Source organism: Arthrobacter sulfonylureivorans (genome assembly GCF_047607445.1).
Classification (GTDB): domain Bacteria; phylum Actinomycetota; class Actinomycetes; order Actinomycetales; family Micrococcaceae; genus Crystallibacter; species Crystallibacter sulfonylureivorans_A.
Window position 1 is genome coordinate 18,966 of the sequence record NZ_JBLKRT010000004.1, and the last position, 23,803, is coordinate 42,768.

Here is a 23,803-nt window from a genome sequence, read left to right on the forward strand (position 1 = left end):
ATCGTAATTGAGATACGAGGGGAGACGCCCGCAATAGACCCCGCCCAGCCCGACTTCTGGAGCCCCCTGCGTTGCCCTGACGGATGGCGATGCGAAAACCCGCCAGGATCTCAACAATGTAGAAGCTGCCTCTTGGTGTGGGCGGCTGGGTTGAAAAATGCACGACGATGCACCGGACTTCTCGCAGCCCAATAGCAACAGTCCTGTGCACCGACGTGAGCCTGCTCTCGGACGAGGAGCGCGACCGGAGACACCATGATGATCTGCGTCTCACGATGCAAGGGCAGGCTCCTGGTAGTGGATATCTGCGTGCTGCTCCAGACGGTCAAGCGCGAGTGCTAGTCCCTGTTCGGCTCGCCATCATCCGGCCATTGCTAATGGCTGTCGGTCTGATCTGTGGGCCCGGTTTCGGCGACGAGGCTGCCGAACCGCAGCAGCTTCGTTAAATGTCAGTTTCGTGACTCCCTGCCAGGGCGCCGTCCCCCGTTGCCTGCCGTGCGCAACGCCGGCAACTTTGGTCATCACCGCGCAGGCTCGCCCGCTAGCTGCCCGATGACCGTGAAAGGGCAGGAGTGTCGCGGCAACAGCTGGATAGACACCGGTCCTCGGACAGAGGCATGTTGCAGGGTTTCACCAGCGATGTGAGGGGGACCCGAGTGCGCCAATCCTCGAGATCCTCACCGACACTTCCGAGCGTAATCGCGAACCGCCCACAATGACCTGTGGAAGAGCCGTGCGTCAGGCAACAACAGTTCGTCTTGAACTCGTAGACAAATAGGTCTTGCCCCTTAAAAGAAGTTGTGAAGTAACGTCGGCATCCTTGGCAACACGGTCAAACAACACCTCCCTGCGACGGCGTGCCCCATCAGCAAATTCCTTTCGGACGAGTTGAAGTAGGTCCTGCAATTCCACTGAACTCGGGAATTCGGTAATCTGCGCGATATCTACTGCTGAAGGACGGTTCTTCCTTGTAGCAGCAATCGTTGCCAGCATCGTCAAATGGAAGCAAAAGTCTTCCACCTGACCCCGCGTACTTTCATCCGCCCGCAAGAAGTCCTCGCACTCCCTTTGGAGACGTATTGCGGAAAGGTAGGCGGCAATCGGATGAGTGGGAGCGAATAGGAGGTCGTAGACCTCATCCTCAAAGACTCTGCTCACCTGGCCCCGAGCCACATGTGGCGCCTGGACCAAACTCGCGAGGAGCGCCTGACCCATTTGGTCGATTGATACCAGATCGTCGAGACGAATTCCCTTGTTGCTGTATAGATGCTTTCGACGTTCATAGTAAAGTCCTTGTTCGAGCAGATACTCCTCGATCTGTCGCTGAACTTTGTCGGTAGCGCGAAGCGAACTAGGACTAAGGCTCGTTTGACTATTAGTAGCCCGAATAATTCGATCGCGAATACGATCGTCTTCTGCTTGGATAATTTTTACAAGAACACTGCGAGTCTCAGTACTGGTCGCGGAAGATCGACCGCGCTTATAAATCTCATGCGAAGTTTGCAGCCCGTTCACGATTTGTGGTGACTCAAGTTCCAACAATTTGTTTGCAGGCTGAACTCGGTTGGCCACGATCGTCACGCCATTATTAAGCCACCAGAAGTCCACATTCTCGTCGTGCTTCTCTAAAGTTGACTGGATGCTGCGATTGACAGTCGTTTCACCCTCATAGTCCCGAACGTTGGCTTCAAATAGGGAGGCGTCTAAATTGCCGCTATCATCCGTAATGAACTTCTCGTATTCATCCAGTCGCACAACGCCAATGTAACCGCCCGCTGTGTCTGTCGAAATCGGGTTCTCTGCTAAAGCGAGACTTCTCGTAATTGATGGCTTTTCCCGAGCCATATCGGAAAGCGCTGACGCGTCCAGGAAGTCAATCTGCGGAATGCAGGAGCCGAACGCCTCATGTAAGACATCTGCGATTAAGGCTGACTTCTCGAGGGTGTTTGGATGCAAATGGTCAGCTTTGAGAGCAACAAAGCAGGTGAGGATTCGCAGCGATGGCATCTCCAACGCGCGATAGACGCTCAAAAAACGTCGGGTGATTTCGATCACTCGAGGGTTAAGTGTCTTGGAAAGGTTCTCCTCTTTTCTGTTGAAGTCTAGGAGACGGGGGAGGTTGACGACGAGCTTGTCTATCGCTGATTCGCCAAAACCCTTGCTGTTTTTAACTTGCAGAATGACCAAGTCAAGCTGCGCATTTCGTCCGAGCACCTTCAAAGGCGTGTCGTCGCGGATGCAGAAGCCGTTAACGAAGATGTACAACGCGTCGATGCCTCCGTCTTGCGCTCCATCGACCATCCCGGACAGCAGGTCATCATGCGTAGCGTTAAAGTGACGAAGGTATTGTTTTGCGGAGAAGTACGTCTCGTGCTCGGTCTCGGTCATGATCGGAGACGTTTCGCTTCGAGCTCTACTGAGCATGTCAGATAAGAGCACAACGTCATTGTTAGTCATAGGTCCCCCGTTTCGCGGTGCTCCCAATCTGGCACCCTGCTGAATCCACAATTTCTAAGATGATGTTACGTCAGTCTTCTGGACATGCGGCGACTACTGCCCGGACAATGCTTATTGAGGACTCAGGGACAGAAGGCACAAGCGCCGCACGAAGTTGGGCGTCAATTAGTGCAGTGTAAGTGCACGCTGAAATTTCCCATGTGTGCTTGCTGTCGAGGGGTTCTCCATCCGGCAGAAGGATCATCGAAGGATTGACCGTCATAGGTGCGACTCCAGTATCTCGTCACAGAGAAGCAAAAGAGATTGCTCCTAATGGCTCCGCTTGCGGTTAGCCCATTAGAGTCGCGTGCTGATCCAGGCAATGGCTAAGGAGAGGGATTTCCAGACGAGCAGGCTCCTGATCGAGAATTCTAGACCACGGATTTAAGGGAGCAGACACATCCCGATGCCTCACGCAATGGTTGAAGCAGCGGCCGCTCTCCATAGCTGGGTGCGCCGCTAGACTCGGTGAGGAAAGCACAGTTCACACTGGTTCTTCCGACGAAAGAGATGTTCGTGTCCCAGCTCCAGCCCGGCATGCCTGCCCCCGAATTCACTCTGTCCGATGCCGACGGCAAGAAGGTCTCGCTGTCCGACTACGCCGGCTGGAATGTTGTTCTGTACTTCTACCCCAAGGCCGCTACGCCCGGCTGCACCACCGAGGCCTGCGACTTCCGCGACAGCCTCAACTCCCTGCAGGCCGCCAACTACGACGTCATCGGCATCTCGCCGGACGGCGCGGAGGCCATCCAGGCTTTCAGCGACGCGGAAGGCCTGACCTTCCCGCTGCTGTCCGATCCTGATTTTGCCGTGGCCAAGGCGTACGGCTCATATGGCGACAAGACGTTTGGCGACAAGGTCTTCACCGGAACGCTCCGCAGCACCTTTGTGATCGGCCCGGACGGAACCATCAAACACGCCGAATACGACGTGGACGCTAAGGGACATGTGGCGCGGCTGCGGGAGACCTTGGGGGTCTGAGTTCTCAGGTCTCCACGCGTTCGCTAGCGCTCACTTGGTCGACCACCGGGGGCTGGTGCTCGCTTGGTCGACCACCGGGGCCGGCGGCCGGAATCGCTAAGCGGCGCCTCGCCGAGCGAGGAACGAGCGAGGTGTTGAAGCCGCGTGCGATTCCGGGTGGCGGGTCTGCTTCGGGTCTCCACGCGCTCGCTAGGGCTCGCTTGGTCGACCACCGAGCTTTACTTGCGGACGGTTAGGCGGGCGGTGGCGGCTGCGCCTAGGACGGCGCAGGAGAACCAGATGGCGCCGCCGGGGCCCAGCGGGGCGGCGACCAGGCCTGCGGCCAACGGCAGGACCACCTGCCCCATCCGGTTGCCCAGCAGCCTCAGCGCCAGCGCGGCGCCACGGGATTCCGGCCGAACCGCCTGGCTAATCAGCGTCATTGTCAACGGCTGGCCCAGGCCCAGCAGGAAACCACCGACGAACAGTGCCACCGCGGCTGGCCAGAACGGTTCCAGCACAAACGGCGTCACGGCGATTGCGAGGCCGGATCCCAGCAGGCTGGCCACCAGCAGCTGGATCCGGCTCCAGCGCTGCACCAGCCAGGGCAGCAGGATCCGCGAGATGATCGATGCGCTGGCGCGGACGGCCAGCAGCACGCCCACCCAGAACGGCGCAACACCCAGTTCCTCGCCGACCAGCGGCAGGAACGCCACCAGAATGTCGATCACGGACAGCAGCGCCAGCGAAGCCAGCATGTTCCACGCCACCCCGGGCCGCTGCAGGATCTGCAGCACGGGCTCCTTCACCACCGCCGGCCGGACGGCACCGGCGGCCGCAGCGCCGTCGTTCTTCCGGCGGAACCGCCGCCTGGGCGCCCCGGGATGCGCGCCGATCAGCATCAGCGGCGCTCCTGCCAAGGCAATGCCGGCAGCCAGCAGCAGGGCCAGGTTGATGGCGCCCAGCCAGTCCGGGCCGACGCCCTCCGTTCCGGTGCCCAGTAGCAGACCGGCCAGCAGCGGGCCGAGCAGCTGGCCCAGCGAAAAGGCAGCCGTGAACCAGCCAAAGCCGCTGTCCATCTGGTTCAGCGGGGCATAGCGTCCAATCGCGGACTGGCCCGCAATGGTGAAGACCAGATGCCCCATGCCGAGCAGGGCCATGGAGACGCCGATCAGCAGGAAGTCCTCCGCCAGCGCCAGCCCCATGGCCGCCACCGCCAGCATCACCGCGCCGAGCACCACCATGCCCTTGAGCGAGGCCACCCGGTCACTCACCCGGCCCAACCACAGCGCCGCCACCACCGGCAGCACCGCGTAAATGGCGGTCACCACACCGATCACCGCCGCGTCGCCACCCAGGGCCAGCAGCTTGTAGGACACCACCGGCCGGGACAAGTTCAGCGACGTCTGGGTCAACACGGCGGCTGCCATGAGGACCCAGAGCCATAAGCGGGACCCTGGCTGGTTTGGTGGGTGCGTGCTCAATGTCCTCTTTCTGTGGCGTGCGTCGGCCTCCCCATTCTGCCTCGCTTGTCCCCATTCATCGTAAAAACCGTTGCGCCGGCCGTAGCGCGGTGGTCGAATGGGTGGCATGGCTATCGGGGAGACCGTCCTGGCGATCGGGACGAAGAAAGGGCTGTGGCTGGCCACCAGCCAGGACCGGACCAATTGGTCCCTGTCCGGCCCGCACTTTTTGATGAACGAGATTCCCAGCATCGGGATCGACCAACGCAACGGATCCACCCGGTTGCTGGTGGGGGCGCGCTCGGAACACTGGGGACCCACCGTCTTCCACTCGGATGATCTGGGCGAGACGTGGACCGAGCCGGAGAACGGCGCCATCCGCTTCAATGACGGCGACGGCGCCGCGCTGGAGCGGGTCTGGCAAATCCAGCCGGACGCAGCGGACAGGCCGGGCGTGGTGTGGGCCGGCTGCGAACCGATTTCGGTCTGGAAATCCACCGACGGCGGCGAACACTTCGAACTCAACCGCGCCCTCTGGAACCATCCGGACAAGGATCAGTGGGGCGCCGGCTACGGCGGGGCGGCCGCCCATTCCATCCTGCCGAGCCCGCATGATCCGGACACCGTGCACGTGGCCATGAGCACCGGAGGCGTCTACCGCAGCACCGACGGCGGCGACAGCTGGCAGGCCCGCAACCACGGCATCAGCGCCTACTTCATGCCCGACCCGAATCCCGAGGTGGGCCAGTGCGTCCACAAGATCGCCCGGGATGCGGTGGAACCGTCCACGCTCTTTGCACAGAACCACCACGGCGTCTACCGGTCGGATGATTCCGGCGACAACTGGCAATCCATTGCCGACGGCCTGCCCAGCGACTTCGGCTTCGTCATGCTCACCCATCCGCGGAGGACGCGGACCGCGTGGGTGGTGCCGATCAAGGCCGACGGCGAGCGCATCCCGCCGGACGGGCACCTGGCGGTGCATCGGACCGACGACGGCGGTGCCTCCTGGGCGCGGTTCGGCACCGGCCTGCCCGACCTCGACTACAACGTGGTGCTGCGCGACGCGGCCGCCGTGGACACCGGCGATCCGGCCGGCGTCTACTTCGGCACCCGCGGTGGTTCGGTGTATGCCAGCGCCAACGAAGGCGAAGCCTTCGTGCAGGTTGCCTCGGGCCTGCCGGACGTCCTCTGCGTCCGGGCCGCCAGTCTGTAGGAGGAGGGAACGCCGTGGTGGGTGTAGCGCAGAAGTCGGTCACCGTCGTCGTGCCCAGCCTGCTGGCCAAGGTCACCGGCGAGCAGCGCGAGCTCAGCGTGCCTGCGTCAGGGCCACGCTCCGTGGCGGAGATTCTGGACGATCTGGCCGGGGACTACCCGGTGTTCAACCGGCGCGTGCGCAATGAAACCGGGGCGATCCGCCGCTACGTCAATCTCTATCTGGACGGCGAAGACATCCGTACACTGCAGGGGCCGGCAACCATGGTAGCCCCGGGGCAGGAACTGCTCATCATCCAGTCAGTCGCCGGAGGCTAGGCCGTGCGCATCTCCACCTGCGGGCACCCCATCCACCACATTCGACGGCAGCAAACATCAGGAGGGCAGCGATGACCAGCACCGGCAACCACGATGCAGATTTTCCGGAAGCGGACGAGGCCGACCGCGCCTGGCAGGACCGCCCGGTGGATGAGGATGCCTCGGAGCAACCGGCTTCGACCGTGCCGCCGGTCGGCTGGGAGGCGAACGAGGCGGACCTGCAGGAACAGTTGGAGTCAATCAGCGAGGACGAGGACGAGGAGTATCCCCGCGAAGTTGAAGAGCCTGAATAACCGCCCGGCGGCGGCTTGAAGCCCGTCCGAGATTCGCTCGGGCATTGGGCGGCTATGGGCTACGGGCGATTGGCGGCTGGTTCTCGGGGCGGCCTTTAACATGCGCCGACTGTCGTCCTCCGGTGACTGGACTGGTTGCTGGCCCCTACTCCCCCACCAGCCCGTCCACTGCCTCGCGCAGCAGGTCGGCGTGCCCGTTGTGCCGGGAGTATTCCTCGATCATGTGGACCAGGATCCAGCGCCGGTTCACAGCGCTGCCATCCCGGCCCGACCTGCTGGCCATCCCGTCCAAGCCGCCGGCGGCCAAGGCTTCAGCGGTGAGCACGCGGGAGCGGGCAACGCTCCCGTTCCATAGTTCCCGGAGCTGTTCCGGGGAATCGCCGGCTGCCGACTCCCAGTCCCAGTCCGGCTCCGCGGACCAGTCCACGCTGTCCCACGGCGGCTGCGGATCCCGGCCGTGCAACGTGTGCGAGAACCAGTAGTCCTCCACAAACGCCAGATGCTTGAGCATGCCGCCCAGGGTCATCCGCGACGGCGGCAGCTTGGCTGCCAGTCCGTCGGCTCCCAACCCGGCACATTTCCACTCCAAGGTGGCGCGGTGGAACTCCAGGAAGCCCAGCAGCGTGTCCAGCTCGTTGGCGGCCAGCGGCGGTTCCGGGCGGCCCTGCTTATCGACGTCGGTCATGATCCGAGAGTCTAGCGGCTGGGATAATGGCAGCATGCGACTTGCAGTCTTCACCGGTTCAGCCAGCGGAACAGACCGCCTCTACGCCCGGGAGGCGGCGTCCTTCGCCGCCGAACTGGCGTCCCGCGGCATCGGCATTGTGTACGGCGGCGGCCAGGTGGGGCTGATGGGCACCGTGGCGGACAGCGCGGTGGCCGCCGGCGGCGAGGTGGTGGGCGTGATTCCCTCCTCACTGGACCGGACCGAGGTGGGGCACACCGGCCTGGACACCCTGCACGTGGTGGACTCCATGCACGAACGCAAGCAGATGATGGCCGACCTGGCCGACGGCTTCGTGGCACTGCCGGGCGGGGTGGGCACGCTCGAGGAGATCTTCGAGGCCTGGACCTGGCTGCAGCTGGGCATCCACGAAAAGCCGGTGGCGTTTCTGAACATCAACGGCTTCTGGGACCCGCTGCTGGCGGCGATCGACTCGCTGGTCAGCGCCGGCTTCCTGAAGCAGGACTATCGCGACGCCGTGATTGTGGCCGGCTCCGCCGCGGAACTGCTGGACGCCATCAACCGCTGGACGCCGCCGGCCCGCAAGTGGCAGGACCCCGGCGAGCGCAGCCGGATCTGACCACTCAGCCTGACCTCTTAGCGCTGAGCGCCTAGTCCTGTCCGCCCAGCCCTAACCGCTCCGCCCTGACGCCCGGCCCAACCCGCCCAGATCCAACCGCCCAGCTGTGAGCGGACGGCAAAACGCAGACAGCGCCCCTCCCCTGCGGGAGAGACGCTGTCCGGCGCATCGGACGGAAGGGGGACCCCGCCGTCGTACTGCATTAAGTTGTGCCGCTTTAAGGCAGGCTGCTCAGGGCGTGGAGCTTACGGGAAGAACTTGTCCAGCTCCGCCGGCTTGGTCAGCGTGCCGTACTTCAGCGCGGCGTCGGCGAGCTTCTGCGCTGCCTCCATGTTGAAGTCCTTGCGGAAGGCCGGCAGGGCCATCTCCGCGCGGGCGGCTTCGTCGATCTTGGTGTAGGTGCCCACGATGTCGCGGACCTCGTCCGGGTTCTCCTGCGCGTATTCCAGCGAGCGGTTCATCGCGGCCTGGAACTTCTTGACCAGTTCCGGATCGTTGGCCACGGTGTCGCCGGTGGCGAAGTAGCCGGAGATGTCCAGGTTCTTGTCGAAGTCGGCGAAGTTGTAGGAGACCACGCGGCCGCCGTCGTCCACGGACTGGGACAGGAACGGATCCAGGATCCAGGCCGCGTCAACCTGGCCGTTGGCCAACGCTGCCGGCGCGTCCGGGAAGCCGACCTCCACGAACTTCACGCTGTCCGGGTCGCCGCCGTCGGCTTCGATCACGCTGCGGATGGTGGTGTCGCCGATGTTGGAGAGGGTGTTGACGGAGACGGTCTTGCCGGACAGGTCCTTGGGCGACTTGATGTCCGAATCGCCGTTGACCACCACGCCGCCGAAGTCGTGCGAGGTATCGCCGGAGGTGGAGTTGCCGTTGGCCACCAGCTGGATGTCCAGGCCCTTGTCATTGGCGACCATGACGGACACCAGGTTGCCGAAGGCGAAGTCGAAGCCACCGCTGACCACGGCCGGGATGGCGGCTGCGCCACCGGCGACGTTCTGGATGTCCAGGTCCAGGCCCTCTTCCTCGAAGAAGCCCTTGGAGTCGCCGAGCCAGAGCGGCGCGGTGTCAACGATCGGGATCACGCCGACGGTGACCGGGGTGAGTCCGCCCGAGGCTGCCGGTTCGTTGCCGCCGCCCTCGCCGCCGCTGGGTGATCCGGATCCACAGGCCGCCAGGCCCAGCGCGGAGACACCGGCCAGCAGCGTCAGGAATGTTCGCTTCATGTCACTTCCTCAAATCGAAAAACAAAGTGGCTGCGCCCACTGTCTCCCCCAACGGAAGCGCGGTTCAGCACGCGGCCACCGGCACAACTATGTCACGGCTCACAGCCCATCCTCGCCGCGGTGCAGAAATGTGACGCGTCACGCAGTAGCGTCAGCGGACGACGTGTCCACACCGGGGGCCAGCGCCTTCCGAAGAAGAGGCACTACGTCGCGGCGAGCTGATTCTTGACCTGCTTGCGCAATACCTTGCCGAGCATGGACTTGGGCAGTTCCGGCACGGCAACGATCCGCCGCGGCACCTTGTACGCCGCCAACCGGCTGCGGCAAAAGTCGCGCATCTCCTGCTCGCGCAGCGTGAGGTCGCCTTCCGGGCGGAGCACGACGGCGGCGGTCACCTCTTCGCCTCCCTCGGCGCGAGGGAGGCCGACCACTGCCGCTTCCATCACGTCCGGATGCGAGCGCAGCGCCTCCTCGACTTCCGACGGCGAGACGTTGAAGCCGCCGGTGATGATGAGTTCCTTGACCCGGTCCACAATCCGGGCGTTGAGTTCAGCGTCCACGGTCACGATGTCGCCGGTACGGACCCAGCCGCCGTCGAGCAGCACCGCTGCGGTCTCCTCCGGCTTGCCCCAGTACCCCTGAAACACCTGCGGCCCGCGGATCAGCAGTTCGCCGGGCTGGCCGGGCTCCACGCCCTGGTCGGGTTGGTCCGGGTCCACCACCCGCATCTCGGTGCTGGGGAAGGGAACGCCGATGGTCCCGTTCCGGCGGGTGGGTGCGAACGGGTTGCCCATGGCCACCGGGGAGGTTTCGGTCATGCCGTAACCCTCCACCAGCAGGCCGCCGGCGGTGTCCTCCCACAGGTCCACGGTGGCCTGCGGCAAGTTCATCGCGCCGGAGATGGCGAACCGCACCGAACCCAGATCCACCCCGCGCTTCCGGGCCTCGTTCGCGGTCCGTTCATAGATGGGCGGCACCGCGCAGAAAATGGTGGGCGGCGTTTTCCTGGCGGCGGAGAGCACCAAGTCCACGTCGAACTTGGGGAAGAGAACAACCCGCGAGCCGGTGAGGACGCCGAAGGTCAGGTACAGGGTCATGCCGAAGGCGTGGAACATCGGCAGCACGGCGTACATGACTTCCTTGCCCTCCGCCGCGCCGTGCATCCAGGCGCGCCCCTGTTCCGCATTGGCCCGCAGGTTCAGGTGGGTCAGCATGGCGCCCTTGGGGGATCCGGTGGTGCCGGACGTGTACTGGATGGCCGCCAAATCGGTGACCGCGGGGCGGGGAAAGTCCTTCTTCAGCGGCTTGGACTCCAGCAGCTTCTCCCAGGAAACGGTGTTCTTCACCGGGGCGGTCAACGCCTTGCGGGATTTCCTGGCGGCCGGGATCGGCAGCCTGAGGGCCAGTCGCTTGGCGCGCGGCATGGCGCGGGTCAGATCCACCGAGACGAGGGTCTTGACGGCGAGGTCGGCGGGAAAGGCCTGGACCTTGGCCACTACGTTGTTCCAGACGACGGCGACGGTGGCGCCATGGTCCTCGAACTGGTGCCTGAGCTCGCGCTCGGTATACAGCGGATTGTGTTCGACGACGACGGCGCCCAGCCGCAGCACCGCGTAGAAGGCCACCACATGCTGCGGGCAGTTCGGCAGGATCAGCGCCACTCGGCTGCCCGGGCCCACACCCAGCCGGCGCAGGCCTTCGGCGGCCCGCTCCACCTGGCGGCCCAGTTGCTGGAAACTGGTGGACGCGCCGAAGAAGTCCAAGGCCGTCTGCTTCCGGAACTTGCGGACCGAATCCTCCAGCATGTGCGAGAGGGACTCGGTGGGAATCTCAATCTCGGCCGGCACCCCGGGCTGGTAATTCTGCAGCCATGGACGGTTCTCAACAGTGGGCATAGCAGTGGCCGGTCCTCTCCCTCGGTTGATGTCAGTCTATGGCTGCAGGCTCACTTCCCACCGAAAACGCCCGGCCTTCCCGGACGGAGGACGCACCGAAAACGCCCCGCCCTCCGGGTGGAGAGCGGGGCGTTTCAGCGGGCAAATTACTGCGCGGGAACCAAGAGAACCTGGTCCACAAAGATCAGGTTGGGATCCGTCACGGTGTCCGCGTTGGCTGCGAACAGGTCTTCCCAGCCGCCCTCGAGTCCCAGCGACTCGGCAATCGAGGCCAGGGTATCGCCGGGCTGGACGGCGTAGTTCTCGCCGCTCACGGCCGGGGTCTCTACCGCGGGTGCGGCAGCGGGGGCCGGTGCGGCCGGAGCCTGCTGGACGGGAGCCTGCTGGACCGGCGCCTCGGCGACAGGTGCCTGCTGGACCGGGGCCTGCTGGATCTCGGCAGACTGGCTGCTCACCTGCGATCCCTCGCCGCCGCCGGACAGTCCCAGCTTGGCCGAGCATGCGGGCCATGCGCCCCAGCCCTGGCTGTCCAGGACGTTCTCTGCCACCGCGATCTGCTCGGCGCGGCTGGCGTTCTCTGCCGAACCGGTGCCGCCGTGGGCTGCCCACGTGCTCGGGGTGAACTGCAGGCCACCCGAGAAGCCGTTACCGGTGTTGGTGCTCCAGCTGCCGCCCGACTCGCACTCGGCCAGGGCATCCCAAGTGGCGCCATCGGCGGCGTTTGCGGCCGGTCCAATCATGGCCACGCTGGCACCGGTCAGGGCCAGGGCTGCCAAACCGCCACGCAGGGCACGGCTGAAGTTCTTGTTTTTCTGTGAGTTCACAATGCTCCGCTGAGGCCGCCTTGCGCTCAGTCCGTCCCCGGACATCCCTGCGCCGCCGTCAGCCACTCGTAAAGATCGAGGTCATGTGGACGTCTGCCATTCTGACGGCGAAAGGCGTGGGCAGCGTCCGGGCATATTCATTTGGGTCATTGGGCCGAGTATGTCGGCACCCCCTGGCGCGGCCATCTGACCTGCGCACTCCGAGGACGCTACCGGAAAGTAGTCAACGTTGCAAAAACGAGACCTTCTATCGGCGTGTCAATCCGGCCATTTGGGGCGGACGCAAGACTAAGCAATCTTCCTATCCGGGCGGCAGTCGATGTGGACCTGTGACCGCTCCAGATCTGCATACCTCAAGTTCTGGTCAGATCCGCCCTCCGACGTGCACGGCAGCTGGGCCCTGAGGCCCATGTTTATGCGGTTTCGGCAGGTTTTGGGATGCGTGCGCAGCGGTCGGCATTCGGAGCATGAGGGCTCTTTGGGGACGCAAAATAGGCGAGCCGCACAGGCCCTGCTGAACGAGAAGTAGCAACGACAGCCCCACGCTGCGATGACCCCGTTTTACGCTGAGAGCGAACGTGGTCGAAGGGACCGATTATTCCGTGATCGCCGGCCAAGCGTTGACCAGCCGGCGGCGGGGTACGAAACCTACTTGGCGCCGCCTGCAGAAGTGCCTCGCGCCGGGCTCCCGAAGTGCCTCGCGCCCGCCTTCCGGAGTGCCTCTCTCCCGGGTCCCGAAGTGTCCTGCGCGGCGATGGCCGCCGGACTGCACCCGGCCACCAGCGGTAAAGGAAGCCTGCCTGGTTCGGGGCCTTCCCAGCCAACGGCCCAGCGCGTAGCGTGGTGTTCCGCAGCCAACCGGAAGGAAACCTCCATGGCAGAGAACCCCAGCCCGATTGACATCCAGAAGGCGCTGGGCGGCGTTGACTACCCCGCTTCGGCCGCCGACCTGGTGAAGAACGCCGAAGACTCCGGGGCAGGCGACGACGTCTTGTCGGCCCTCAGGAATCTTCCCGACCGGCAGTACGAAAGCCCGGCGGAAGTCAGCAAAGCCGTTTCCGGCAACTAACCCGCCCGCGGACCCGGGGAGGCATGGGAATCTTCCGACGCCGCTTCTCCATGAAACCGGGGTAACGAATACCGGGTTCCGACGCCGTCGTGCGTCCGTAGAGCTGAAGAAGGCCGGGTAGCGGCGGCCTACTCCTGCGCACGGCCGGCGGTCTTCTCCACCGGCACCAGCTTCACGTCAAGCAGCCTGCCGCCGTCGGCCGTCGCCGTCAGATAGGTACACACCGGTTGGCGGCGCCGGTCGGTCGGCGACCCCGGATTGAGCAGCCGGAGTCCGCCGGGCGAGGTGGTGTCCCACGGAATGTGGCTGTGCCCAAACACCAGTACATCCACGCCGGGAAACCGCGCCTCACACCGTTGTTCGCGACCCTTCGCCGCTCCGGTCTCGTGGATCATGGCGAAGCGGATGCCCTCGACGGTTGCTGCGGCAACTTCCGGCAGTCGCGCGCGCAGGTCGGCGCCGTCGTTGTTCCCGTACACGCTGATCAGCTGCCGGCTGCGCTGCTCCAGCTCGTCCAGCAGGTCCGCGGTGACCCAATCGCCGGCGTGGAACACCACGTCCGCCGCGGCCACCGCGTCCCAGACCTGCTCCGGGAGCTGCCGCGCGCGCTTCGGCACGTGGGTGTCCGCGAGGAACAAGAGCTTGCTGACCATACGGGCATCCTTGCACACCGGCTCAGAAGCCGAAGGCCATCCGCAGCCCCAGCACCAGCATGACCACCGCGATCAGCCCGTCCAGGATCCGCCAGGAAGCGGGCCGGGCGAAGAACGGGCGCAGCAGCCGGGCACCGAATCCGAGCGCAGCGAACCAGGCAATGCTGCCCAGCACCGCGCCGACGCCGAAATACCAGCGCAGCTCCGGGCCCTGGGTGTTGGCGATCGAGCCGAGCAGCAGAACGGTGTCCAGGTAGACGTGCGGGTTCAGCCAGGTCAGCGCCAGTGCCGTGGCCGCGGCGGAGGCCAGCCCGCCGGCGCGCCGATTCTCCGACGCGATGAGCGCGCCCGGTCTGATGGCCCGTCTGGCCGCGAAGACGGCGTAGGCCAGCAGGAAGGCGGCGCCGCCGAGCCGGATGACATCGACCACCACCGGAGCCGCCTCGATCAGTGCACCGATGCCGGCGATCCCGGCAGCGATCAGCACAGCATCGGAGACTGCGCAGATGAGAACGACGACGCCGACATGTTCGCCCCGGATCCCCTGCCGCAGCACGAAGGCGTTCTGCGCCCCGATCGCGACGATGAGCGCCAGGCCTGTGCCCAGGCCGAGCAGAATGGTGGGGGCAATAGCGGCAGTCACAGCAGACGACGCTATCCGAGCGCCATCCATCAGTACAGCTAAAGAAATTTCGGTTACGTAAGCTGAACTTATGCAGCCGTTTCAATTCGAGCACTTGGCGACCTTCGCCGTCGTCGTTCAAGAGGGCAGTTTTGATGCCGCCTCGCGGGCACTGCACGTGACACCGTCCGCGGTCTCGCAGCGGATCAAGGCGATGGAGCAGGCAGCCGGGCAGGTCCTGCTGCAGCGCACCACGCCGGTGCAGCCGACCGCCGCCGGCGATGTGGTGCTCCGGCTGGCCCGCCAGGTGCGGGTTCTGCAGGCGGATGCGCAGCACGAACTTGGCGGCAACGTCACCGGACTGTCCCTGCCGCTGGTGGTCAACGCGGATTCACTCGCCACATGGTTTCTGGGCGCGCTGGCCCGCATGCCCCGTGAACGGGGCGCGTTCTTTGAAGTGCACCGGGAAGACGAGCAGCATTCCACCTCGCTGCTGCGGTCGGGACGAGTCAACGCGGCAGTGACCGCCACGCCGGAACCGGTCCAGGGCTGCACGGTGGAAGCCCTCGGCTCGCTGCGCTACCGGGCAGTGGCCAGCAGCGACTATCTGGCTCACTGGCGGCCCGGCGGGACGCGGGCCGGCGACGTGGCGTGGCTCGGAGCGGCCCCGGTGCTGGACTTCGACCGCAAAGACGACCTGCAGGAGCGCTTCTACCGGACCCTGACCGGGACTGAGCTGGCCGGCCCCCGCCACTACATGCCGGCGTCCGGCGAGTTTGCGGCCGCCGTCCGGCTGGGCATCGGCTGGGCGCTGCTGCCCGAACAACAGTGCCTCGCTGACATTCGAAGCGGCCTGTTGCAGGAACTCGCCCCGGACCTGCCGATGGACGTTCCGCTCTACTGGCAGCGCTGGAAAATCAGCTCACCCATCCTCGATGAACTCTCCGCCTGCGTGCGGCAGACCGCGGCGGAACAACTGCTCCAGCCCTAGCCGCACCGGGCGCGCCACCGGCTCCCGCCACCGGCTCCTGAGGCGCTTCCACCGTCACCGAGGACCGGACAACCTGCGGCGGAGCTTAAGGTGGAGGGGAAGATCCTGACGAAGGGGCATGATGCAAGACCGCATTCGCAATGCCCGCATGCTCGAGCGCGTAATGTCCGCCGAGCAGGCGGCCGAACTGATCAAACCCGGCATGACGGTGGCCATGAGCGGCTTCACCGGGGCCGGCTACCCGAAGACCGTGCCGCAGGCGCTGGCCGAGAGGATGGAAACCGCCCATGCGGCGGGCGAGCAGTTCAAGATCCGCGTGCTGACCGGTGCATCAACCGCCCCCGAGCTCGACGGCGCACTAGCCAAGGTGGACGGCATGGAGTTGCGCCTGCCCTACCAATCCGACCCGGCGCTGCGCGAGCGCATCAACGCCGGCGAACTGGACTACATCGACATCCACCTCAGCCACGTTGCCCAGCACACCTGGTACGGGTTCTTCGGCGTGGTGGACCTGGCGATTGTCGAAGTGGTCGGTGTGCTGGAGGACGGCCGGCTGATCCCGTCGTCGTCGGTGGGCAACAACAAGACCTGGCTGGAGCAGGCAGACAAGGTGATTGTGGAGGTCAACAGTGCGCAGCCGGCCGAGCTGGAGGGCATGCATGACGTCTACTACGGCACCGCGCTGCCGCCGAACCGGAAACCGATCCAGCTGCTGAACCCGGACGACCGGATCGGCGAACCCTACCTGCAGGTGGATCCGGAGAAGATCGTCGCGATCGTCCACACCAACGCTCCGGACCGGAACTCCCCCTTCAACCCGCCGGACGAGACCTCGCAGCAAATCGCCGGCCACCTGCTGGACTTTCTGGACCAAGAGGTCCAGCGCGGACGCCTGACGGAACAGCTCCTGCCGCTGCAGTCCGGCGTCGGCAATATCCCCAATGCGGTGCTGGAAGGCCTGGCCGCCGGCGGCTACCGCGGCCTGACCGCCTTCACCGAGGTGATCCAGGACGGCATGCTCAAGCTGATCAAGGACGGCGTGCTGCGGATGGCGTCGGCCACGTCCTTCTCGCTGAGCCAAGCCGGCGTGGCGGAGTTCAACGCCAACGTTGACTACTACCGCGAGCGCATCATCCTGCGCACTCAGGAGATCTCCAACCACCCTGAACTGATCCGGCGGCTGGGCTGCATAGCGCTGAACGGCATGATCGAGGCGGACATCTACGGCAACATCAACTCCACCCACATTGCCGGCAGCAAGGTGATGAACGGCATCGGTGGCTCCGGGGACTTCGCCCGGAACGGCTACCTGTCCGTGTTCATGTCCCCGAGCACGGCGAAGGGCGGAAAGATCTCCAGCATCGTGCCGATGGCCAGCCATGTGGACCATACCGAGCACGACACCATGATCGTGGTGACCGAACACGGCTTGGCAGACCTGCGTGGGCTCTCGCCCAAGCAGCGCGCCCGCAAGATTATCGAAACCTGTGCGCATCCGGACTACCGGCCGCTGCTGCAGGACTATTTCGACCGGGCGTGCCGGGACAGCTATGCGAAGCACACCCCGCACCTGCTCGGCGAGGCCTTGTCCTGGCACCAGCGCTTCGTGGAGACGGGCAATATGCGTCCGTGTCTGGGCTAGCCGTTATATTTCTGCCGGTAGCGCCAGAAGAGCCGGTCCGGCCACCTGGTTAAAGGTATGCTTTTCGCCGGATGTCGTCTCACCACAGTGCGGGTTGCTGCAGCTGACGATGTCAACGATTCCGCCGACGGTACGCCGGCGATTCCGGCAGACGAGGGGACATGACCTTGCAGCTGGACACTGTGACCCTCAGGGTCGCCTTTGGCGCGATGTCGCTGGCACTGCTGTTGCTGTTCTATCTGGTGACGTTCCGACGGACCCGCGCAGCCTACAGTGCCTGGTGGTGCGCCGCCTTGGTCCTGTTCCTGTGCTCCGCCACCGCGTACCTGCTGAACGGGACGGCCGTTCAGTGGTGGGCCAATCCGCTCGGAAACGTCTTCGGCGTGGCCGGGGCTTGGAGTGTCTGGACCGCGGCCCGTTCGCTTCGTTCGCTCAAGCCGATGCCGTGGCTGTTGATTCCGGCCCTGGCCGTGGCGGCCGGCACCGCCGCGGTGGATCATCCGGCCGTCAATGTCTGGGCCGGCGGCCCGGCGTTTCTGGGCTGCATGGCACTGTTCCTGTTGCTTTCGTCGGCTGAGCTGTTCCTGCTGCGCCGGGCCTCGCCGCGGTTGCGGACCTCCTTGGCGCTCACCTCGGCCTTCATGGGATTCTTTTACCTGTGCCGGCTGGTCGCCTTCCTCGCCGACGGCCCCGACGGTGCATTCTTCCAGCGAGTCTTCGGCTCCGGGCCAACCACCCTGGTGACCATGACCCTGCTCATGGTGGTTTCCTTCAGCATGGCCGCCTTCAGCGCCGAACAGGCTGCGGTGGATTTGCGCAAACGCGCGCTGCACGATGGCCTGACCGGATTGTTGAACCGCAGCGCCTTTCTGGAGCTGGCAGCCGAACGCATGCAGGCGCTGCAGAGGGCAGGCGCCTCCGGCACGTTGGTGCTGGCGGACCTGGATCACTTCAAGCAGATTAACGACGCCAACGGGCATGCCGCTGGCGACACCGCCCTGCGTGCCTTTGCCGCCGCGTGCACCGGGACGGTCCGCTCCACTGACTTGGTGGGCCGGTACGGGGGTGAGGAGTTCATCCTGCTGTTGCCCGGGGCGGATGCGGAGCAGGCCGAAGACCTGACCCATTTGATCAGCACCGTCCTGCGCCAAACCGCTTCCCCGGACCTGGTTCTGCCGACCGTCAGTTACGGAATCGCGCCGATTGGGGAGCGCGGCGCGGACGCCTTGGCGGACATCATCGCGGCTGCCGACGAGGCGCTCTACCAGGCTAAATCCCAAGGCCGGGACCGGGCCGTGCTGGCCGTCGAGCACGGCAATCCGGACGGGCTGATGCCCGGCGCCAAGGTCTAGCTGGCTGCGCCTTCGCGGCGTTGACGGCAGCTCAGCGCTGGTACACCCGGGCGAGCGCGGCGTCGAAGACCCTGTCCGGCAGCAGCCGGCGGGCGCTCATGATGGTGCGAGCGCCCCGGCCCACCGGGTACCGGCTGCGGGTGCGGCGGGCAGCCGCGACGCGGGCAATCCGCCGGCCCACCATTTCCGGCGCCGTCGCGGTCCGCGCCTCATAGGCCGCTGCGACCGTTCGGGCCACGCTCTCGGCCTGCTGTTCGTAGGCCGTCCCCTCCGAGCTCTGCAGCAGGCTGCTCACCGCGATCGAGCTCCACTCGGTCTGAATCGGCCCGGGCTGGATGATCACCACATCGATGCCGAAGGGCTTGAGCTCCACCCGCAGACTGTCCGACAGGCCTTCGACCGCAAATTTGGCCGCGTGGTACCAGCCGCCCAGCGGTTCGTAGAAGACGCCGCCGATCGAAGACACGTTGATGATCCGGCCGCGCCCCTGCGCCCGCATGGCGGGGGCTGCCAACTGGATAAGCCGCCCCATGGCGAACACGTTCACTTCGAATTGCTGCCGGGCATCAGCCAGCGGCACGTCCTCCACGGCACCGTACGACGCGTAGCCGGCGTTGTTGACCAGCACGTCCAGGCGGCCCTGTTCGCTCAGGATGCGCTCTATTCCGGCGACCATCGACCCGTCGTCGGTCAGGTCCATGCCAAGGACGCGGACGCCGTGCCCTTCCAGCGGACGCATCCGTTCCACCCGGCGCGCCGCCGCATAGACCGTGAAGCCGCGACCGGCCAGTTCACGGCAGGTATGCTCGCCGATCCCGGACGATGCCCCGGTCACCAGTGCCACTTTGTCCCCCACGGCTTTTCCTCGCTTCCCCAGGGCGACGACGACGGCGGTGCGCGCCTCCTGCGGCAGCGTCCGGGCTGCGCCATCCGGCCCGAAGAGCCGCTGGCAGCCGTCGAGTTCTGCGGTCAACGGTGCACCGACGTCCTGTCCATTGGCGACCGGCCACAAGACCGCGAACTCCGCTGCCTCGTCGTCGCATGTGGCATCGACAGCGTCAGCAGCGGTTGCTTTCAAAATGGCGTCCTTGGCGGAGCCTCCGAGGCTTCCGCCGCTGGAGAACGTTCCCGAGACGATCTTGATGCTTTTAAACGGCGGATCCTGCTCCGTGCCGGTTGCAGGATCAGCCTCTTCATTCGGTGCCGGGTCCGTTCGGTACTGGCAGATCCGCAGCGTGTCGGCTTCATCCGCACTGGGCAGCCGGCCCGGGGAGCCCGGTACGGCCTCACCGTCGTGGGCGGCATCGGGACCGGGCAGTTCCCCGATCGGCGGTGCGAGGGCTATCCCGGTCTCAGGCGTGATGCTCCACTCCGCGGGGCAGTTCGCGTCCAGTGCCGCCCGCGGATGGATGAGTTTAATCTTGTGCTGCGTCGACTCGACCACCTGCATGCCGCCGACCATCGTCCGCGCTCCGGGCTTCGTCTTCCCGCAGGAATTCGTCGGCCACGCCGCGCGCATGGCCCGACCCTCGGCGTCCACCAGCCAGAGGTCGGGAACCAGTTCCATGTCCGCGGTGCAGGCCTGGTTCGGAATGGGCCCGTCGCTGGGCTCGGCCAGCGCGTCCACCAGTGCGGCGATGTTCCCGGCGAGGCGCTCCTCCGTCACCGCGGACCACAGGCCTTCCTCGTCTTCGACGGTGGCCAACATGAAGGCGTCGCAGCGGATTATTTCGACCGGAACAAATCCGTCCGGCACTCCGCCGGCCGCCGGGGGCGGAGTGCGGGATGGCTCCCCTAGTTCAGCCATGGCGTCGGTTGCCGTGCAGTCAACGGCGTCTACCAACTCTGCCGGTTCGCGCGGTGATTCACTGCGCTCCCCCGGAAGCTGCCCGCACGCCGTCAAGATTCCCAGCGCCAGCACTGCCGCACCAGCGGACCCGACCGCCCGCCGTCGTTCGTCATTCCGCCACTGCCGCTGCACCGCGCCCCCGATCACCGTTGATGCCGTCAGTGTAGCGAGTCAAGGCGAAGAAGCCGCCGACGCCGCCTCCTGCCCGTGGGCCCCCCTTGGTCCCGTCGTTATGGCGATCCACGCCCCTTGCGGTCTTCTCGACAAGCGATGCTGCCCGGAGCACACTGTTGGGACGATGGGCTCGATTCCGTTGCGTCCTGTCCGGGCCCGAGAGGCCCACTGCGGCGAGACGGTGCCGGCCGGGCGCGGCCGGCAAGGCGAGGCCAGCACGGCGAGGCCGGCACCGTCAGGAGGTGGACCAGTGGATCAAGCCGACGGCGCCGTCCGGCCCACGCCGGATAATGACCCGAGCTCCCCTGCGCCCCTTCGTTCGCCGCTGCGGCTGGCTGCAACCCTGCTTTTCGCCGGGGTGCTGGTCTCGCTGCTAGCCGGGCTTTTCCACCCTGACAACGCCAATGCGAACGATCATGCAGCGGCGTTCTCCGAGTATGCGAGCAGTGCTGCGTGGACCGGGATCCATCTGGCCCAGTTCGTGGGGATGGCGATCCTGATCGCGGGACTGCTGGTCCTGTTCGTGGCCTTGGACCTCCGTCTCGGCGCTGCTTGCTGGCTGGCAAGGTTTGCCGCTGTCGCCGCCATCGGAGCGCTGGCGCTTTATGCAGTCCTCCAAGCCGTGGATGGCGTCGCCCTGAAACACGCCGTGGACGCGTGGGCGGCGGCACCGGAGGCGGCTAAGGGAGGTCGCTTCGATGTCGCGGAGGGTGTCCGCTGGCTGGAATGGGGTGTCCGGAGCTACCAGAGCCTCTTGCTGGGGCTCTCGCTGGTGCTGTTTGCCGTGGCGATCATCTGGAGCGGCAGGGTGTCCAGGTTCGTGGGTTCCTTCATGGGACTGACCGGATTCGCTTATCTGGTGCAGGGCTGGGTCGTAGGCACCGAAGGCTTTTCCCCGGCCAACACCATACCGACCCTGGTCGGGATAGCGGCGAGCAGCGTCTGGAGTATCTGGTTGTTGATCAGCGCGTGGCGGCATCGGCCCCGGTCGGCACCGGCGTCGGCTCATTAGCCGGAGCGGGTTCAGGAGTAGGCTCCGGCTCGGGTGCCGGCTGCGGCGTGCTGGTGGTGACCGGAGCTGGCGGCGGTTCGCCATCGGTCTCTGCAGGCGGTGTGGCGTCCGCTGACGAGTCCGGGTCAGAGCTGCCGGTCTCGGGTGCGACGGTGGTTGATTCGCCCGGCGGTTGCGGTTCCCGGTCTCCACCTTGTCCGGAGGTCGGCTGAGTATCGGTCTCCACATCCGTGTCTGCGTCGGTCTCTGCGTCGGCGCGGCTATCACTTAACGCGGCGTCCTGTTCGATGATGCCGAGAATGCGGGTCTTGTAGTCGTTCAGCCGGGCTTGGATTTCACTGAGGGGAATGTCTTCGAGCGACTGCCCGTACCGTGCTATCTCTTCCCACAGGGTTTCCAGTTCGGCCATCCCCGCGTCGCTGAGCGGACCGTCGAGGGTGAGGACAAGCTGGCTGGCTAGGGCGTAGGTGAGGCATTCGATGCAGTTGTAGTTGGCCGCGGCCGAAAGGTTTTGCGGGACGACGACGTCCGCCTGGCCGAGGATCAGGACAACCTGGAAGCCGACGGCGACGGCGGCGCAGTCCCGGCAGGAAGCGAACGCATACGCCTCGTTCGTGGCGTCTACCGGTCCGCCTTCCGCCCAGACAAGGGCGAAGGCAACGTCGTAGACAACGGATCCGTCCTCGACGTTGACGGCCAGGGCTTGGTTTCCGTCTTCGCCGGGAGCTAGCGGTCGGTCGAAGGGGAAGACCCAAGCCGGCGGCGTGTCTCCGGCGGCAGCGTCAGCATCCGCGCGGCCGCCGCCGTCGTCGTCGTCGTTCATTGGATCTTCGCTGGTATCCGCGGTGGAAGCCCCGCGGGGAACCATGACCATTGCCAGTTGGGGTTTCTCCGGCCCTGGCAGGTCCGTTTCGGATGGCCACGCCGCCACGGTTTGGCGGGAGTGGCCTTCGGCAAGCCCCGCTGATGAAGCCGGAAAGACGGCAGCTGCTGCATCGAGCAATGTTCCGCGTTCGTAGGGCTGGACCGGGCGGTAGGCCCCGTCACCGGGCCACCAAGCCCAGGCCAAGCCGGCGAACACGGCGGCGGCAGCGGCGATGGCGGTGACCTGTCGGAGCGGCCGGCCGCGGGTTTTCGTCCAGACCGCGGTGCCGAGTTGTCGGGCCATGCGCACCAGGATGTAGGTAATGCCCAGAATGGGAAGGGCGACGGCGGTGATGGCCAGGACACGCACCGTCATGCCCGCGATATCGCCGTCCGAACCAGCCTCCGCCAGCAGCCTCTGTTGTTCCATCATGCTGGCCCACGCCGTTCCCAGCACCCGGGGAAGCGAGACCACCATCATGACGAGGCAGAACAACAGCAGCGGCACCGTGATCAGGACCCACCCGGTCACCACGGCCCTGGCCCAGGGCTTGAGCATCTTGGGTTCCGGGTCGGACCACCGCCACGGCAGCAGTCCCAGCAACGTGGGCTTAATTCGTTGAAACAGATCGGGGACCCCGGTTGCGTCGGCGAGGATGTGGTAGCCGTCGAAGCGGACCAGGGGCAGCAGTTGGCGCACCATTTGCAGGATCTGGGTCACTACCACCAGCAGCAGCGCATCGAAGCCGCTGAGCCACCAGACGCCCATGGTGCCCACCACCACGATGGCATTGAAATACAGGCCGCCAAGATCCGTACGGATCCGGCCGCCGCGCCCCAACCGGTAGGAGTCCGTCACGTCGGTGTAGAAAGCGGGCCAGATCAGGTACAGACCAACCCCCATGGCCCCCGGGGTTGCGCCGCCGCGGCGAGCCGCCGCAGCATGGCCGAACTCGTGGAAGCCAGCGGAGAGGATGGTGACCGCGAAGACCAGCAGCAGTAATCCAGGGTTGGCGAAGGCTTGGTGCGTTGCCGAGCCCAAGCCCTTGACCAGCAGCACCCACCAGCACGCCGCCAGGAAGGCCGCGGTAACGGGCAACGCGATCAAGGGATGGAACAGTGCGGCGAACGGCGCGGTCAGCTTCCGGGTCCGCGCGGGATCGGTGACCGTGTAGCGGAAGCGCATGCCCAACAGCGGGCTGGATTTCTTAACGTCCGGTTCCGAGCCGTCAGCAAGGCGCAACAGGCCCAGTGGCAACAACTGTTTTTCGATCAGGGTCTGTACGTTTTCGGCGGTGATCAGCCTGCCGGACGTTTGACTAGCGTGCTCCGCGATCTGGTCGAGGTTGCGGGAGCCGTCCACGCCCTCCAGCACCGCATAGAGCAGTGGCGTGAGCTGGATTGTTTGCCCGTCTGCGCGCCGGACCAGCGCGGGCGGCTCCCTAAAGCCGGAACCCTGCGCTGTTCCGAGGAGTTGGACGCCGTCGGCCAGTGCCGGGACGTCGATCGACGGCGCGACAGACTGGCCGCCGGGCAGCGGACCGCCACGGGCTGGCGGCCCGCTCGGACTCGTGGTCATGC

At 65.6% G+C, this 23,803-nt stretch carries 20 protein-coding genes; 10 read left to right on the forward strand and 10 right to left on the reverse strand.

Going from position 1 to position 23,803, the window contains the following annotated elements; genetic code table 11:
- Nucleotides 1-738: 738 nt before the first annotated feature.
- Nucleotides 739-2,388, reverse strand: a complete 1,650-nt coding sequence (locus tag ACMX2H_RS02870) for an AIPR family protein (RefSeq protein WP_414958882.1) — start codon at nt 2,386-2,388, stop codon at nt 739-741.
- Nucleotides 2,389-3,006: 618 nt separating this feature from the next.
- On the opposite strand from ACMX2H_RS02870, the gene bcp reads away from it, so the two are divergent.
- Complete coding sequence (gene bcp / locus ACMX2H_RS02875) at nt 3,007-3,477, forward strand: thioredoxin-dependent thiol peroxidase (protein WP_414958883.1); 471 nt, start codon at nt 3,007-3,009, stop codon at nt 3,475-3,477.
- 218 nt (nt 3,478-3,695) lie between these two features.
- Here the strand turns inward: bcp and ACMX2H_RS02880 are convergent, their stop codons facing one another.
- Nucleotides 3,696-4,886, reverse strand: coding sequence for an MFS transporter (locus ACMX2H_RS02880; RefSeq protein ID WP_414958884.1), 1,191 nt, complete (start codon nt 4,884-4,886; stop codon nt 3,696-3,698).
- A 151-nt stretch (nt 4,887-5,037) separates the two neighbouring features.
- Between ACMX2H_RS02880 and ACMX2H_RS02885 the strand changes: the two genes are divergently transcribed.
- From ACMX2H_RS02885 to ACMX2H_RS02895, 3 genes are all read left to right on the forward strand, one after another.
- Entirely contained in the window at nt 5,038-6,135 is a 1,098-nt protein-coding gene (locus ACMX2H_RS02885; RefSeq protein ID WP_414958885.1) for a WD40/YVTN/BNR-like repeat-containing protein, read from the forward strand.
- Between the two features lie 14 nt (nt 6,136-6,149).
- Nucleotides 6,150-6,452, forward strand: a complete 303-nt coding sequence (locus ACMX2H_RS02890) for a MoaD/ThiS family protein (protein ID WP_414958886.1) — start codon at nt 6,150-6,152, stop codon at nt 6,450-6,452.
- A gap of 71 nt (nt 6,453-6,523) precedes the next feature.
- Complete coding sequence (locus ACMX2H_RS02895; protein WP_414958887.1) at nt 6,524-6,745, forward strand: hypothetical protein; 222 nt, start codon at nt 6,524-6,526, stop codon at nt 6,743-6,745.
- 145 nt (nt 6,746-6,890) lie between these two features.
- Here the strand turns inward: ACMX2H_RS02895 and ACMX2H_RS02900 are convergent, their stop codons facing one another.
- The gene (locus tag ACMX2H_RS02900; protein ID WP_414958888.1) at nt 6,891-7,430 is read right to left on the reverse strand and encodes a DinB family protein; all 540 of its coding nucleotides are present in this window, start codon (nt 7,428-7,430) and stop codon (nt 6,891-6,893) included.
- A 34-nt stretch (nt 7,431-7,464) separates the two neighbouring features.
- On the opposite strand from ACMX2H_RS02900, the gene ACMX2H_RS02905 reads away from it, so the two are divergent.
- Entirely contained in the window at nt 7,465-8,049 is a 585-nt protein-coding gene (locus tag ACMX2H_RS02905) for an LOG family protein (RefSeq protein WP_414958889.1), read from the forward strand.
- A 245-nt stretch (nt 8,050-8,294) separates the two neighbouring features.
- Here ACMX2H_RS02905 and ACMX2H_RS02910 read toward each other — a convergent pair whose 3' ends face one another.
- The 3 genes from ACMX2H_RS02910 to ACMX2H_RS02920 all read right to left on the reverse strand — a co-directional run bounded on the left by ACMX2H_RS02910 (nt 8,295) and on the right by ACMX2H_RS02920 (nt 11,994).
- A complete protein-coding gene (locus tag ACMX2H_RS02910) occupies nt 8,295-9,275 on the reverse strand; it encodes an ABC transporter substrate-binding protein (protein ID WP_136787728.1) in 981 nt (326 codons plus the stop codon).
- 203 nt (nt 9,276-9,478) lie between these two features.
- A complete protein-coding gene (locus ACMX2H_RS02915; RefSeq protein WP_414958890.1) occupies nt 9,479-11,170 on the reverse strand; it encodes a long-chain-fatty-acid--CoA ligase in 1,692 nt (563 codons plus the stop codon).
- Nucleotides 11,171-11,316: 146 nt separating this feature from the next.
- Entirely contained in the window at nt 11,317-11,994 is a 678-nt protein-coding gene (locus tag ACMX2H_RS02920) for a transglycosylase family protein (protein ID WP_414958891.1), read from the reverse strand.
- Nucleotides 11,995-12,868: 874 nt separating this feature from the next.
- Here ACMX2H_RS02920 and ACMX2H_RS02925 point away from each other — a divergent pair.
- Nucleotides 12,869-13,063 carry a DUF2795 domain-containing protein gene (locus tag ACMX2H_RS02925; RefSeq protein ID WP_414958892.1) on the forward strand — a complete coding sequence of 65 codons (195 nt, stop codon included), beginning with the start codon at nt 12,869-12,871 and terminating at the stop codon, nt 13,061-13,063.
- A gap of 128 nt (nt 13,064-13,191) precedes the next feature.
- Here the strand turns inward: ACMX2H_RS02925 and ACMX2H_RS02930 are convergent, their stop codons facing one another.
- Both ACMX2H_RS02930 and ACMX2H_RS02935 read right to left on the reverse strand, forming a co-directional pair.
- Nucleotides 13,192-13,716, reverse strand: a complete 525-nt coding sequence (locus ACMX2H_RS02930) for a metallophosphoesterase family protein (RefSeq protein WP_414958893.1) — start codon at nt 13,714-13,716, stop codon at nt 13,192-13,194.
- A 22-nt stretch (nt 13,717-13,738) separates the two neighbouring features.
- Nucleotides 13,739-14,359 carry a LysE/ArgO family amino acid transporter gene (locus ACMX2H_RS02935; RefSeq protein ID WP_414958894.1) on the reverse strand — a complete coding sequence of 207 codons (621 nt, stop codon included), beginning with the start codon at nt 14,357-14,359 and terminating at the stop codon, nt 13,739-13,741.
- A 70-nt stretch (nt 14,360-14,429) separates the two neighbouring features.
- Between ACMX2H_RS02935 and ACMX2H_RS02940 the strand changes: the two genes are divergently transcribed.
- The 3 genes from ACMX2H_RS02940 (at nt 14,430) to ACMX2H_RS02950 (ending at nt 18,323) form a co-directional block, all read left to right on the forward strand.
- Nucleotides 14,430-15,329, forward strand: coding sequence for a LysR family transcriptional regulator ArgP (locus ACMX2H_RS02940; protein ID WP_414958895.1), 900 nt, complete (start codon nt 14,430-14,432; stop codon nt 15,327-15,329).
- 121 nt (nt 15,330-15,450) lie between these two features.
- The gene (locus ACMX2H_RS02945; protein WP_414958896.1) at nt 15,451-16,971 is read left to right on the forward strand and encodes an acetyl-CoA hydrolase/transferase family protein; all 1,521 of its coding nucleotides are present in this window, start codon (nt 15,451-15,453) and stop codon (nt 16,969-16,971) included.
- A 161-nt stretch (nt 16,972-17,132) separates the two neighbouring features.
- Nucleotides 17,133-18,323 carry a GGDEF domain-containing protein gene (locus tag ACMX2H_RS02950; protein WP_414958897.1) on the forward strand — a complete coding sequence of 397 codons (1,191 nt, stop codon included), beginning with the start codon at nt 17,133-17,135 and terminating at the stop codon, nt 18,321-18,323.
- Between the two features lie 31 nt (nt 18,324-18,354).
- Here ACMX2H_RS02950 and ACMX2H_RS02955 read toward each other — a convergent pair whose 3' ends face one another.
- Nucleotides 18,355-20,319, reverse strand: a complete 1,965-nt coding sequence (locus ACMX2H_RS02955) for an oxidoreductase (RefSeq protein ID WP_414958898.1) — start codon at nt 20,317-20,319, stop codon at nt 18,355-18,357.
- A gap of 277 nt (nt 20,320-20,596) precedes the next feature.
- On the opposite strand from ACMX2H_RS02955, the gene ACMX2H_RS02960 reads away from it, so the two are divergent.
- Nucleotides 20,597-21,358, forward strand: coding sequence for a hypothetical protein (locus tag ACMX2H_RS02960; protein WP_414958899.1), 762 nt, complete (start codon nt 20,597-20,599; stop codon nt 21,356-21,358).
- Here ACMX2H_RS02960 and ACMX2H_RS02965 read toward each other — a convergent pair.
- The gene (locus ACMX2H_RS02965) at nt 21,309-23,801 is read right to left on the reverse strand and encodes a hypothetical protein (protein ID WP_414958900.1); all 2,493 of its coding nucleotides are present in this window, start codon (nt 23,799-23,801) and stop codon (nt 21,309-21,311) included. The genes ACMX2H_RS02960 and ACMX2H_RS02965 overlap by 50 nt on opposite strands.
- Nucleotides 23,802-23,803: the final 2 nt, after the last annotated feature.